This is a genomic window from Sphingomonas larreae, from assembly GCF_051400595.1.
Lineage (GTDB): Bacteria > Pseudomonadota > Alphaproteobacteria > Sphingomonadales > Sphingomonadaceae > Sphingomonas.
Genome location: NZ_JBLFFI010000003.1, coordinates 516,059 through 528,845, shown reverse-complemented (window position 1 = coordinate 528,845; position 12,787 = coordinate 516,059). Strand labels below are relative to the sequence as shown.

Here is a 12,787-nt window from a genome sequence, read left to right as displayed (position 1 = left end):
GCACCTCCGCCGCGGACAACCCGGGGGCGGCGCGAAAGTCTCAGCTCGCGCTGACGAAACTGTCCATCACGCGCTTGCGTCCGGCCTGTTCGAAGTCGATCTCGAGCTTGTTGCCCTCGATCTCGGCGATCGTGCCATAGCCGAACTTCTGGTGGAACACGCGCTGGCCCAGGGCGAGGTCGCCCCGCCCCTTGTTGCCGATGCTCACCGCCGAGGCGCGGCTCTCGACCACGCGGACGGGCTCGCGCGAGAAGGTGCGGCTGGTCCATTCGCCGCCCGGCTTGTTCCCGCCCTGCGCGCCGAGAGTGCCCGCGGCGCGCTGCCAGCCGGGGCCGCGCCCGGCGCCGCGCGCGACGTCGGCGAAGGGGTCGGCGTGCTCGCTCCAATTGGCGCGCCACAGGCTCTCGCCGCCCGACATGCTCGTCTCGCTCTCGACATGCGCGTCGGGCAGCTCGGCGACGAAGCGCGACGGCAGCGAGCTGGTCCACTGGCCGTAGATGCGGCGATTGGCGGCGTGGAGGATGGTCGCGCGGCGACGCGCGCGCGTGATCGCGACATAAGCGAGGCGGCGCTCCTCCTCGAGGCTGCGCGTGCCGCCCTCGTCGAGCGCGCGCTGCGACGGAAACAGCCCTTCTTCCCAGCCGGCCAGGAACACGGTGTCGAACTCGAGGCCCTTGGCGGCGTGGATCGTCATGATCGTCACCTTGGGATCCTCGCGCGTCGCCTCATTGTCCATGACGAGGCTGACATGCTCTAGGAAGGCGCCGAGCGTTTCATATTCCTCCATCGCGCGCACCAGCTCGGTGAGATTCTCCAGCCGCCCCGCCGCTTCGGCCGACTTCTCCGCCTGCCACATCGCGGTATAGCCGCTCTCGTCGAGGATCTGGCGCGCCAGCTCGGCGTGCGGCAGGTCGTTGGCCATGTCGCGCCAGCGCGCAATATCGCCGACGAAGCGGCCGAGTGCCTTGCGCGCCTGCGGAGTGAGCTCGTCGCTATCGAGGATGCGCGCGGCCGCGATCGAGAGCGGCAGCCGCTCGGCGCGCGCGAGCTGGTGGAGCTTGGCGATCGCCTTGTCGCCAAGCCCGCGCTTGGGCGTGTTGACGATCCGCTCGAAGGCGAGGTCGTCGGCGGGCTGGTGGACGGTGCGCAGATAGGCGAGCGCGTCGCGGATCTCGGCGCGCTCGTAGAAGCGGAAGCCGCCGACGATGCGATAGGGCAGGCCGATTGCGATGAAGCGGTCCTCGAACTCGCGCGTCTGGTGCTGCGCGCGCACGAGGATGGCGACATGGTCGAGGCTGGTGCCGTCGCGCCGTGCCGCCTCAATCTCCTCGCCGACGCGGCGTGCTTCCTCGGGCCCGTCCCACACGCCGAGGACGCGCACCTTCTCGCCCGCGTCGAGCTCGGTCCAGAGCTCCTTGCCGAGACGCCCGCCGTTGTTGGCGATCACACCCGAGGCGGCGGCGAGGATATGCGGGGTGGAGCGGTAGTTCTGCTCGAGCCTGATCACCTTGGCGCCGGGGAAATCCTTCTCGAATTTGAGGATGTTCTCCACCTGGGCGCCGCGCCACGAGTAGATCGACTGGTCGTCGTCGCCGACGCAGCAGATGTTGCGGCGCTCCTGCGCGAGCAGCCGCAGCCAGAGATACTGGACCGAGTTGGTGTCCTGATATTCGTCCACCATGATGTAGCGGAAGCGCTGCTGATACTGCTCCAGCACCGAGCGCTCGCGCTTGAGGATCGTCAGCACGTGGAGCAGCAAATCGCCGAAATCGCACGCGTTTACCGCGCGCAGCCGGTCCTGGTACTGCTGATAGAGCTCGCCGCCGCGCCCGTTGCCGTAGCGCTCGCTCTCGCCCGCGTCGATTTCTGAGGGGGTGAGACCCTTGTTCTTCCACTCGTCGATCAGCCCGGCGAGGCTGCGCGCGGGAAAGCGCTTCTCGTCGAGGTCGGCCGCGACGATCAGCTGCTTGAGCAGGCGCAGCTGATCGTCGGTGTCGAGGATCGTGAAATTGCTCTGCAGCCCGACCAGCTCGGCGTGGCGGCGCAGCATCTTCGCGCCGATCGCGTGGAACGTGCCGAGCCACGGCATGCCTTCCACCGCATCGCCGACGAGGCGCCCGACCCGCTCGCGCATCTCGCGCGCGGCCTTGTTGGTGAAGGTGACGCTCAGGATCTCGGACGGGTAGGCCTTGCGCGTCCATAGCAGGTGCGCCAGCCGGGCGGTGAGCGCCGCAGTCTTGCCCGTACCAGCGCCGGCGAGGACGAGCACCGGCCCGTCGGTAGTAAGCACCGCGTCGCGCTGCGGCGGGTTGAGCCCGGCGAGATAGGGCGGGTCCTGGAGCAGGTTAGAGGCGTTCGTCACCCTCGAACAGGTAGAGAACGTCCCGCCCGCGGGCAAGCGCAACGGTTGCCAGCACATCCTGCCCATGAGAACATACCGGCAACATAAGTGAGTCGAGGAGGGCTGAGATGACGCAGTTAGGGACGAAGTCGAACACCGGGATCGCCGGCGGCTGCCACTGCGGTGCGATCCGCTACGAGGCGAGCGGAGTGCCCGAGCATCACGCGCTATGCCATTGCACCGATTGCCGCGGCTGGTCGGGGGCGCCATTGGTCGGATGGATCGCGTTTCGAGAAGATCAGGTGACCGTCACGGGTGAGCCGGCGACCTATCGCTCGTCCGAGCACGGCGAGCGGCAGTTCTGCCCGCTCTGCGGCACCGGGCTGTTCTACCGAAATGCAGTGGCGCTGCCGGGGATCGTCGACATCCAGTCCGGTACGCTCGACGACCCTGCGGCGCAGGCGCCCGGTGCGCAGATCATGGTCAAAGAGCGATTGCCCTGGACGGGCGACATCGCCGCGCTGCCCGCCTTCGCGACCTATCCCGGCATGGACTGAGTCGCGTCGGTCCCGACGCGGCAAGATGCCGAGTCAACACGGGTTATTGTCCCAGGACGGATCGGCGTGGGTTCACGGGTCGTCAGGGGGAGTGTGGCGCCAGCAACTTGCGTCATCAAAGTGTCACCGTTCGGGACGATGGCGAGCACACCATGGCAACCAACGTCCTCGCGGCGCGTGATCCGTCGTCGCCTGTCGCCTCGCGCCGGTTCGACGCCCCGCTCCACCCGGGCGCGCGGCTCATGTTCGCGGCATTCGCGGTGGTGGGGCTGCTGTACGCCGGCATCAGCATCGTCATCGACACCCAGCAGGTGGGCGAGCAGCTCGCGCTCGGCGTGTTCCTGTTCCTCGGCCTGGCACTGTTGATCGCGCTGGGGTTCGAGTTCGTCAACGGCTTCCACGACACCGCCAATGCGGTGGCGACGGTGATCTATACCAATTCGATGCCGGCCAATCTCGCGGTGATGTGGTCGGGGTTCTTCAACTTCCTCGGTGTGCTGCTGTCATCGGGCGCGGTCGCCTATTCGATCATCACGCTGCTGCCGGTCGACCTGATTCTCAACGTCGGTTCGGGGGCGGGCTTCGCGATGATCTTCGCGCTGCTGCTCGCGGCGGTGATCTGGAATCTCGCCACCTGGTATGTCGGCCTGCCTAACAGTTCGAGCCACACGTTGATCGGTTCGGTGCTCGGCGTCGGGCTCGCCAATCAGCTGCTCACCTCGGGCGCTGGCGGCACCGCGGGAGTCGACTGGAGCCAGGCGGTCAAGGTGCTTACCGGCCTGTGGATGGCGCCGCTGATCGGCTTTTCCGCCGCGGCGCTGCTGCTGCTGGTGCTGCGCTTCGTCGCGCGCTCGCCGCGGCTGTTGCAGGCGCCCGAGAACGACGCGCCGCCGCCGCGCGGCATCCGCGCGCTGCTGATCTTCACCTGCACTGCGGTGTCGTTCAGCCACGGCTCGAACGACGGTCAGAAGGGCATGGGGCTGATCATGCTGATCCTGATCGGCTGCGCGCCGACCGCTTACGCGCTCAATCGCACCCTGCCGGCGAGCGAGACCCCGGCGTTCGTCCGCAGCGCCGCGGGCGCCACCGCCACGCTGGAGCGTCATGGCGCGGCGCACGTGCCGCTCGAGCGCGCGCGCCCGCTGCTGAAGGACGCACTCGAGCGGCGTCAGATCGTATCGCCGCAGGTCTATGGCGCGGTGGTGGCGGTGTCGCGCGATCTGTCGCGGCGCGTCGCGGACTATGGTGCGCTCAGCAACGTGCCCGCCCAGGCTGCGCCCAACGTGCGCAACGACATGTATCTCGTGCTCGACGCCACGCGAATGATCGTGGCGGCTCCCAAGGCCGGCATCACGGACGCGGAGGAGGCGGGGCTCACCGACTATCAGAAGCGGCTGGAGCGCGGGACCCGCTTCATTCCGCTGTGGGTGAAGATCGCGGTCGCGATCGCGCTCGGCTTGGGCACGATGATCGGCTGGAAACGGATCGTCGTCACCGTCGGCGAGAAGATCGGCAAGCAGCACATGACCTATGGCATGGGCGCTTCCGCCGAGCTGGTCGCGGCGGGCACGATCCTCGCGGCCGATCGCTTCGGTCTGCCGGTGTCGACCACGCACATCCTCTCCTCCGGCGTGGCCGGCGCCTCGGTGGCGAGCGGACAGGGGTTGCAGCGCCGGACCTTGATCCAGCTCGCCGCGGCATGGCTGCTGACGCTGCCGGTGGCGATGGCGCTGTCGGGTCTGCTCTACTGGATGTTGCGCGCGCTGGTGCGGACCGCCGGCCTTTCCTGAACGTAGATTGCCGCGCGGACGAAACAGCGGCCAGCGTCTCATCCGCTTGCGGTGAACCATGCTCCGGCGAACGTCGGAGCACGCGGGCGGGCCAATCAGAATGGTGCGACGAGACCGGCAAGCCGGCAGGATCCGGAAAAGCCGGGGCGGCCCGACGAGCCGCCCCGTAGTCCAGGGAAGGACCGGACGAGGGGGATGGTCCGGTCACGACGACGCCACACAGGGGGAGCGGCGCCGTCATCCTCTTCGTAGCGCCGCGATATTGCTGCGATGTGTCGGCCGGCGAGCCTTTCATGACCGCGCCGCGACTTTTTTTCCGTTGACGCGGGCGCGACCCGGGCTCGATGAACGCCGCCATGTCCGCGTCCTCGCCAGCGACCGCGTCGCACCGCCGCATCCTGCTCGCCAGCCTGGTCGGCACCTCGGTCGAATTCTACGACTTCTACATCTACGCCACCGCCGCCTCTCTGGTATTCGGACCACTGTTTTTCCCGGCGGGCGACCCGGCGATCGAGTTGCTCGCGGCTTATGGCAGTCTCGCGGTCGCGTTCTTCGCGCGCCCGGTCGGCGCCTGGGCGTTCGGTCACTACGGTGACCGGGTCGGGCGCAAGTCGACGCTGATCGCCAGCCTGCTGCTGATGGGCGGGTCGACCATGGCGATCGCGTTCCTGCCCACCTACGCGCAGGCGGGCTATGTCGCGCCCGCGCTGCTCTGCCTGCTGCGCTTCGGCCAGGGTTTCGGGCTTGGCGGTGAGTGGGGCGGGGCGGCCCTGCTCGCGGTGGAAAATGCACCGCCGCACCGACGCGGCCGCTACGGCATGGTGCCGCAGCTCGGCGCGCCGGTCGGGTTCATCGCCGCCAATGGGCTGTTCCTGCTGCTCGGCGCGACGATGGGGCGCGACGCCTTCATGGCTTGGGGCTGGCGTCTCCCGTTCCTGCTCTCCTCTGTGCTGATCGCGCTGGGATTGTGGGTGCGGCTGACGATCGCGGAGACGCCCGCCTTCGCGCGGATGATCGAGGAGGGGCCCCCGCCCGCGGTGCCGATGGGCGAACTGCTGCGGCACCACTGGCGCGCGACGCTTGGCGGCACGCTCGGCGCGGTGGCCTGTTTCGCGGTCTATTATGTCGCGACCGCCTTCGCGCTGGGGTATGCGGTAACGCGCGGGTTCGACCGACAGCTGTTCCTTGCGCTCCAGCTCGGCGCCATCCTGTTCATGGCGCTCGGGATTGCGCTGTCGGGCGAGTGGAGCGACCGGCGCTCGCCCGGGCATGTGCTCCGCTGGGGATGCGTGGGGGCGGTGATTGCGGGATGTGCGCTGGTGCCGGGGCTCGGCTCGGGCGCGCCCGCGGCGGTGTTCGCCACGCTTGCCTTCGCGCTGTTCGTGATGGGCTTCGTCTACGGCCCGCTCGGCGCCTGGCTGCCCGGCCTGTTCCCGGCGCGGGTGCGCTACACCGGGGTGAGCCTTGCCTTCAACATGGCGGGGATCATCGGCGGCGGGCTCACCCCGGTGGCGGCGCAGACGCTCGCGCAGCATGGCGGACTGGCGCCCGTCGGCGCGTATCTCGCCGCGATGTCGCTGCTCAGTCTGGTCGCGCTGCTGGTGATGCGCCCGGCGCGCCACGTTGACGCGGTGCCGGTCGAGGGACCGTGAGCACGCGTCAGGCGAGCCGCAGCAGCGTGATCTGCGCGCGACCGTAAACCCGCTCCACCACCGTCTCGAACCCGCTCGCCGCGACCGTTTCACCGCGTGCGGTCTCGATCGAGACCCAGGTGGCCGCGCCGATCCAGCCGAGCCGCGCGAGCTTGTCCGCCGCCACCGCGCCTGCGCCGGTGCCGTAGGGCGGGTCCATCATCAACAGGTCGAGCGCGGCGGTGGCAGGGCCGAGCGCCAGCACCGAGCCGGGGCGCACGTCGGCTCCCGTCGCGCCCAGCTTGGTCACGTTGGCGCGCAGCGCGTCGAGCGCGGCCTTGTCCTGCTCGATGAACAGGCACGAGCGCGCGCCGCGCGACAGCGCCTCCAGACCGAGCGCGCCCGAGCCAGCGAACAGGTCCGCCACCGCAAGCCCCTCGAAGCTGCCGACGCGGCTCGCCAGCATCGAGAACATTGCCTCGCGCGTACGGTCCGCGGTGGGCCGCGTCGTCTCGCCCGCCGGCGCGACGAGCGCGCGTCCGCGCCATGTGCCCGCGACGATCCTCACGATCGCCCCCGCTTGGTCGGGCCTGAGCGCGGCTTCGCCTTGGCCCAGCCGGGCTGACGCTTGGGACGGACCGGTCGCGTCGGCGGCGTGGTGTCCGGACCGTCGCCCCCATCGCGTGCGCCGCGTGCGCCGCCGGCGCCGGATCCGCGCGACCGCAGGGCGCGCTCGCCGCGATCGTCAGCCGCGCCGCGGGGCGGGCGGGAGGGCCTCGCCGCGGTCTCGGCGCGGGGGCGGCGCTCGGGCCGTGATCCGGGCGTGCGATCGACCGGTCCGTTAATGACGCCTGACGACGCACCACGTCCACCCTGCACGCCCTGCGGCGCGCCACGTGCCGGGCGGGGCGCTCCCGGCGGGACGGGTGACGCGGCGCCACGGTCAGCGGGCGCGCCACGCGGCCCGGTGCGCGCGATCGCTCCCTCGCGGTTGCGCGACGACGGTTCCGCGCGCCGGCCCGCGGCGTCGTCGGCCGCACCGGGCGGCGTAAGCGCGCCGCGCGCCGCCGGAGCAGTCGCGCCCCGCAAACGTGCCGGGCGGTCGCCCCCGCTAATCGAAGGCCGGCCCGGCGACGATCGCACGGTGCCGCGCTGGTCCGTCACCCTGACGTCCTCCACCGGCAGCCGGGTCGCCGCGGGCGACTTGAGTGTGTGTCGGAAGCTGCCGAGATCCGTGGCGCGCACCTCGCCGATGCCGCCGACGGGCAGATCGCCGAGCACGAACGGACCGTAGCGCGTGCGGATCAGCCGCCCGACGCGCAGCCCGAGATGCTCGAGCACGCGCCGCACCTCGCGGTTCTTGCCCTCGCGCAGCGTCAGCTCGATCCACACATTGGCGCCGGTGCGGCGCTCGAGATTAGCGTCGATCGCGCCGTAGCGGACGCCCTCGACCTCGACACCATGGATCAACTCCTCGAGCTGTGCCTGCGTCACCGCACCATAAGCACGCGCGCGATAGCTGCGCTCCACCCCCGTGGCGGGCAGTTCAAGCTCGCGCTTGAAACCGCCGTCGGTGGTGAGCAGCAGCAGCCCCTCGGTGTTGAGGTCCAGCCGCCCCACTGGCACGACGCGCGGCAAGTCCTTGGGCAGTCGATCGTAGATCGTCGGGCGACCGCTGAAGTCGCGCTCGGTGGTGAGCACGCCCGCGGGTTTGTGGAACAGGAACAGCCGCGCCGGCGCGGGCGCGTCGACGGGCTGGCCGCCGACCGTCACGCCGTCGAGCGAGGCGAGCAGTGTCGCGGGCGTATCGAGCACGACGCCGTCGTGCGCGACACGGCCCTCCGCGATCATCCGCTCGATCTCGCGGCGCGAGGCGACGCCGGCGCGCGCGAGCAGCTTGGCGATGCGTTGTTGTGGGGGGTGTTGTGGGCGCTGCGGGGAGCGATCGTCGACCATCGCGGCGGCTTAGCTCATCGCCGCGGACATGGCGGCATTTATTTGCACCCGCCGGGCGTGCCGCGCGTTGTGCCAGCGCAACGACGGTGAGGGCATATGGTCTTCGGACGCAAACAGCGGATCTTGGAGCGCCTCCTTCTCGTCGAGGACGAACCGCTGATCGCATTCGACGCCGAGCATCTGCTGACCGATCAGGGCTATAGCATCGTCGCCACGGTCGATCGCGTGGCCGACGCGGTGGCGGTGCTCGCCGCGGACACGCCGGTCGACCTGGTGCTCGTCGACGTGACCCTCGCCGATGGCAGCGGGGTGGACGTGGCGCGTGCGGCTCAGGCGCGCGGGATCGCGGTGCTGTTCGTCACCGGCGCCTGTCCTGACGAGGCGGCGACGCTGGCGAGCGGCTTCCTTGCCAAGCCCTATGCGCAGCGCGACCTGCTCGCCGCCATCGACGCGATCGAGGAGCACCGCATCGGCCGGCGACCGCGCAAGCTGCCGGGCGGGTTCCAGCTGTTCGAAGCGGGCGGACCAGCGGTGGCATGACGCGGCGGGCCGGTCCGCCGGTGCGCGCGAATGTTGAGAATGTTGAGACCGGAACGCGGTCGGCGTCGGTGTCTCAACATTCGCGAGCCCGTCAGGCCGGGTGCAAGATGTAGCGTTCATCCCCCTGAACATGCAGCAAAAACCTTAGGCCGTGACGCGGCGGACTGCATCGGGAGCGGCTCGGCGTGATCGCGAATGTTGAGAAAGTTGAGGCGTCCGCGCGAGCCACCGGTGCGGCGGACGGCGCTGCACCCCGTTCTCGGTCAGGGTGTATGGGGGGCGGTTGACAAGGTGCATCTGCAACAGCCCTGGCACGACGGCGGAGCTGTAGGACAGCGGTCGTGTGGGCGTTGGCGGGATGGGAACAACGCACGGACGCGAGCGCATGACCTGCCTAAAGGAGGCGACCGCTCCGTCGCAGCCGCCCCGGCGAGGGTCTGGGTCCAGTTGCGACCGGCGTCCCGGGTCTCATCCACGTTTCCCCACTCCACGGCGCCTTCGCCGGGGTGAAAGGAGGGCGCGCGCGCGTGCCCGTCGCCCGCGCATACCGTCTGGCCGCGCCGCGCACCGCCTCGTGACGGTGCGGCTTCACGGCGGCGGGACGATCGTCTAGCGCAATCAATCCGGCGCGGCTCGTCGGAGCAGGATCGGAGCGGGTGGATTGATGGCGACGCGCGCGGACGGGCATAGCTGGCGGGACGGGATCAGGCCCTATGTCGAGCGGGGCCCGCTGGCCGCTTTCGCGCTCGGTGTCTCCTCGGGCTTCCCCTATGCGATGATCGCCGCGACCCTCACCACGCGACTGGCGCAGGACGGCATCGACAAGAAGACGGTAACCGCGTTCAGCCTGGCCTTCCTTACCTATAACATCAAATTTCTCTGGGCCTGGGTGGTCGACGGCGTGCGGCTGCCGGTGCTCGGCCGGCTTGGCCAACGCGTCTCCTGGGTGTTGCTCGCGGGCACGCTGGTGATCGCCGCGGTGGTGAACCTCGCCTTCGCCGACCCGGCCGCCAGCATCGGCGCCACCGCGCTCGCCGCGGTGCTGGTCGGCGCCGCCGGCGCGACCTACGACATCGTGATCGACGCCTATCGCATCGAGATCCTCGAGCCGCGCCAGCTCGGCGTGGGCTCGGGGATGAGCCAATATGGCTGGCGGATCGGCTCGGCCGGGGCGGCCTCGCTCGCGTTGATCGTGGCGGCGCGGCATGGCTGGGCGGCAGCCTATTGCGCCTGTGCCGCGCTGGCGCTGCCCGCGATGATCGCCGCGCTGGTGGTGGGCGAGCCGCGCCGCCACCGCGACCCGGTGCGGCGTCGCGGCATGGGCGAGGCGCTGGCCGCAATCTGGCAGCCGTTCGTCGAATTCTTCCAGCGTCCCGGGGCGGTGGTGATCCTGCTGTTCATCCTTATCCACAAGATCGGCGATACGCTCGGCCAGCTGGTGTTGCGCCTGCTGCTCGACTCGCTTGGCTTCAGCAACGACGAGATCGCGCTGTACGATGTCGGCGTCGGCTTCTGGGCCTATCTGGTCGGCATCTTCATCGGCGGCTGGCTGTATGCGCGGCTCGGGCTCAAGCGCTCGGTGCTGCTCAGCCTTATTCTGATGGCGGTGTCGAATGTCAGCTTCGCGCTGCTCGCTGCGGCGGGGCACAGCAACGAGGGGCTCGCCGGCGCAATGGTGTTCGAGAACGTCGCCTCCGGCATCGGCGGGGTCACCGTCGTGGCGTATTTTTCGGCGCTGTGTGATCTGCGCTTCACCGCCGCGCAATATGCGCTGATCTCGGCGGCGTCGAGCGTGGTCGGGCGGGTCGTCACCGGCACCACCGCGGGCGCGCTGGTGGAGCGGTTCGGCTATGTCGGCTTCTACTGGCTGACCGTCGCCGCGGCGATGCCGGGCGTGCTGCTGTTTTTCTGGATGGGCCGCTCGGGGCTGATCGACCGCTCGGTCGGCAGTGCCGGCACCGAGGGGCCCGGCGACGCGCGCGACGGGCGGTCGGCGTAGGCAGGACGGGTGCCCGCGCTTCTGCCGTCATCCTGAACTCGTTTCCAGGATCCACCGTGCCAAGCGCTGAGCGGCGGCGGTCCTCGCGGGCGGGTGGACCCTGAAACAAGTTCAGGATGACGCTAAGTAGCAGCGCCTCACAGCGTCACCGGGCGTCCCTCGTCGGCGAAGGCGGCGGCGACCGCGGCCGCGCTGGCGAGCACGCCATCGACGTGGCGCTGGCCGAGCAAATCCTGCATCAGCAGCCGCGCGCTCTCCGTGCGCGTCTCGACGCGCGCGAGCACCGACAGCAGCACTTGTTCCGAGGGCGTCATGCGCGCGCAGCAGCACGGCGCGATCGCAATAGGCGCCGCCGCGCTCGCGGCCATGTCCGCCATCAGCACGCGGATCAACGTCAAGGGACGCCGGAACGCCTCGCCGAATGCGGTAAACAGCGCGTGCGCGGCACGCGCGTCGGCCAGCCCGTGCGCGCCCATGCGCCGCATCGCGAACAACGCCACGCGCGCGTTGCCGCACTCGGGCAGCGCATAGGGCAGCACGTTGAGGGTGGCGGTGGTGGACAGGTCGGACATACGGGCGACTCCTCGTTCGCCCGCGATGGTCGTTCATGCGCTATTGATAGTCAATCGCAGATGTTGGGTCAGTCGGGCAGTTCGTCGTTCGCGCTCAACACCTCACCCGCCAGGTAGAGCGAGCCAAGGATCAGCAGCGCGCCGGGTGGCGCGGTCGCCGCGGCGACGCGGTCAAGCGCGTCGTCGAGCGTGGCCGCGGTGGTCGCCGCAGGAATGCCGAGCGCGCGCGCAAGCGCGGCGAGATCGGCGGGATCGTGATGCGCATGCCCAGAGACCGGCAGCGCGACCAGCAGCCCGACCCGCGCCGCGATCGGCGCGAGCAACCCGCGCGCGTCCTTGTTGGCGAGCATGCCGAGGATCACCGCAAGCGGTCGTTCGTCCATGACGTCGGCGATCCGGTCGATCGCGGCGCCGAGCGCGAGACCCGCCGACTCATTGTGCCCGCCATCGAGCCATACTGCGCGCGCGCCGACCCGGGCGGTCAGCGGGCCGGGCGCGAGCCGCTGGAGGCGCGCCGGCCAGCGCGCGCCGCGCGCGGCGGTGGCGAGCGCCGCCGCGTCGACCGGCACCGCCTCCTGCACACGCAGCATCGCCGCGGCGAGCGCGAGATTGCCGGCCTGGTGCGCGCCAGGAAGACCGGGGAGCGGCAGCGTGACGCGACCGCGCGCGTCCTCGACCTCGACCGCGTCGGCGCCGACCCGATGGTGCCACGCCGCCCCATCGGCGTGCAGCGGCGCCTTGGCTGCCGCCGCGGCCTGCGCCACCACCGCCGCAACCGCCGCGGGATAGCGCATCGTCACCAGCGGCACGCCGGGCTTGGCGATGCCGGCCTTCTCCGCCGCGATCTGTGCGAGCGTGTCGCCGAGGAACGCCTGGTGATCGATCCCGAGCGCAGCGATGCCGCAGGCGACCGGCGCCGGCAGTACGTTGGTGGCGTCGAGCCGGCCTCCCAGACCGACCTCGATCACGCAGGCGTCCGCCGGCGTGCGCGCGAAGGCCAGGAAGGCGGCGGCGGTGGTCACCTCGAAGAAGCTCGCGCCCAGGTCGCCCGCGACATCGAGCACCTCCGCCAGCAGCGGGGCGAGCGCCTCGTCCCCGATCAGCCGACCGGCGAGGCGGATGCGCTCGTTGAAGCGGACGAGGTGCGGGCTGGTATAGGCATGGACGCGGTGCCCCGCCGCCTCCAGCGCGGCGCGCAGATAGGCGCAGGTCGAGCCCTTGCCGTTGGTCCCCGCGACGTGGAACACCGGCGGCAGGTCGCGCTGCGGATCGCCCAGCCGCGCGAGCAGGCGCGTGATCCGCTCCAGCCCGAGCACGTCGGCGCCGGGCGAGAGCGCCCACAGCCGGTCGAGCTGCGCCTGGACACGCTGGTCGGCGGAGACGGCGTGGTCGGCCATCGGC

The 12,787-nt window shown here is 70.5% G+C and carries 10 protein-coding genes; 5 read left to right on the top strand and 5 right to left on the bottom strand.

Translation table 11 applies throughout. The features are described 5' to 3' along the window. Nucleotides 1-40 precede the first annotated feature (40 nt). Nucleotides 41-2,362: an ATP-dependent helicase gene (locus tag ACMGDM_RS14040; RefSeq protein WP_436804729.1), complete on the bottom strand. Its 2,322-nt coding sequence runs from the start codon at nt 2,360-2,362 to the stop codon at nt 41-43. Nucleotides 2,363-2,469: 107 nt separating this feature from the next. Between ACMGDM_RS14040 and ACMGDM_RS14035 the strand changes: the two genes are divergently transcribed. From ACMGDM_RS14035 to ACMGDM_RS14025, 3 genes are all read left to right on the top strand, one after another. After that, nucleotides 2,470-2,898, top strand: coding sequence for a GFA family protein (locus ACMGDM_RS14035; protein WP_436804728.1), 429 nt, complete (start codon nt 2,470-2,472; stop codon nt 2,896-2,898). Nucleotides 2,899-3,050: 152 nt separating this feature from the next. Further along, nucleotides 3,051-4,688, top strand: coding sequence for an inorganic phosphate transporter (locus ACMGDM_RS14030; protein ID WP_436804727.1), 1,638 nt, complete (start codon nt 3,051-3,053; stop codon nt 4,686-4,688). 356 nt (nt 4,689-5,044) lie between these two features. Further along, a complete protein-coding gene (locus tag ACMGDM_RS14025; protein WP_436804726.1) occupies nt 5,045-6,340 on the top strand; it encodes an MFS transporter in 1,296 nt (431 codons plus the stop codon). A gap of 7 nt (nt 6,341-6,347) precedes the next feature. On the opposite strand, the gene rsmD is transcribed toward ACMGDM_RS14025, so the two are convergent. Both rsmD and ACMGDM_RS14015 read right to left on the bottom strand, forming a co-directional pair. Further along, nucleotides 6,348-6,887 (bottom strand): 16S rRNA (guanine(966)-N(2))-methyltransferase RsmD, encoded by a 540-nt coding sequence (rsmD, locus tag ACMGDM_RS14020; protein ID WP_436804725.1) that lies wholly within the window; start codon nt 6,885-6,887, stop codon nt 6,348-6,350. Then, nucleotides 6,884-8,275, bottom strand: coding sequence for a pseudouridine synthase (locus tag ACMGDM_RS14015; RefSeq protein WP_436804724.1), 1,392 nt, complete (start codon nt 8,273-8,275; stop codon nt 6,884-6,886). Before ACMGDM_RS14015 ends, rsmD begins: the two co-directional genes overlap by 4 nt. A gap of 96 nt (nt 8,276-8,371) precedes the next feature. Between ACMGDM_RS14015 and ACMGDM_RS14010 the strand changes: the two genes are divergently transcribed. Together ACMGDM_RS14010 and ACMGDM_RS14005 are read left to right on the top strand one after the other, a co-directional pair. Further along, the gene (locus tag ACMGDM_RS14010; RefSeq protein WP_436804723.1) at nt 8,372-8,815 is read left to right on the top strand and encodes a response regulator; all 444 of its coding nucleotides are present in this window, start codon (nt 8,372-8,374) and stop codon (nt 8,813-8,815) included. 664 nt (nt 8,816-9,479) lie between these two features. Then, on the top strand, nt 9,480-10,814 hold the full coding sequence (locus tag ACMGDM_RS14005; RefSeq protein ID WP_436804722.1) for an AmpG family muropeptide MFS transporter: 1,335 nt from the start codon (nt 9,480-9,482) through the stop codon (nt 10,812-10,814). Nucleotides 10,815-10,951: 137 nt separating this feature from the next. On the opposite strand, the gene ACMGDM_RS14000 is transcribed toward ACMGDM_RS14005, so the two are convergent. Next, nucleotides 10,952-11,386: a DUF6628 family protein gene (locus ACMGDM_RS14000; RefSeq protein WP_436804721.1), complete on the bottom strand. Its 435-nt coding sequence runs from the start codon at nt 11,384-11,386 to the stop codon at nt 10,952-10,954. Nucleotides 11,387-11,454: 68 nt separating this feature from the next. Then, a complete protein-coding gene (locus ACMGDM_RS13995; protein ID WP_436804720.1) occupies nt 11,455-12,783 on the bottom strand; it encodes a bifunctional folylpolyglutamate synthase/dihydrofolate synthase in 1,329 nt (442 codons plus the stop codon). Nucleotides 12,784-12,787 lie beyond the last annotated feature (4 nt).

Bases quoted from the DNA above. Each gene is read 5' to 3' on its own strand.
- ACMGDM_RS14035 (WP_436804728.1), top strand. From the start codon at position 2,470: ATGACGCAGTTAGGGACGAAGTCGAACACCGGGATCGCCGGCGGCTGC.
- ACMGDM_RS14030 (WP_436804727.1), top strand. From the start codon at position 3,051: ATGGCAACCAACGTCCTCGCGGCGCGTGATCCGTCGTCGCCTGTCGCC.
- ACMGDM_RS14025 (WP_436804726.1), top strand. From the start codon at position 5,045: ATGTCCGCGTCCTCGCCAGCGACCGCGTCGCACCGCCGCATCCTGCTC.
- ACMGDM_RS14015 (WP_436804724.1), bottom strand. From the start codon at position 8,275: ATGGTCGACGATCGCTCCCCGCAGCGCCCACAACACCCCCCACAACAA.
- ACMGDM_RS14010 (WP_436804723.1), top strand. From the start codon at position 8,372: ATGGTCTTCGGACGCAAACAGCGGATCTTGGAGCGCCTCCTTCTCGTC.
- ACMGDM_RS14005 (WP_436804722.1), top strand. From the start codon at position 9,480: ATGGCGACGCGCGCGGACGGGCATAGCTGGCGGGACGGGATCAGGCCC.
- ACMGDM_RS14000 (WP_436804721.1), bottom strand. From the start codon at position 11,386: ATGTCCGACCTGTCCACCACCGCCACCCTCAACGTGCTGCCCTATGCG.
- ACMGDM_RS13995 (WP_436804720.1), bottom strand. From the start codon at position 12,783: ATGGCCGACCACGCCGTCTCCGCCGACCAGCGTGTCCAGGCGCAGCTC.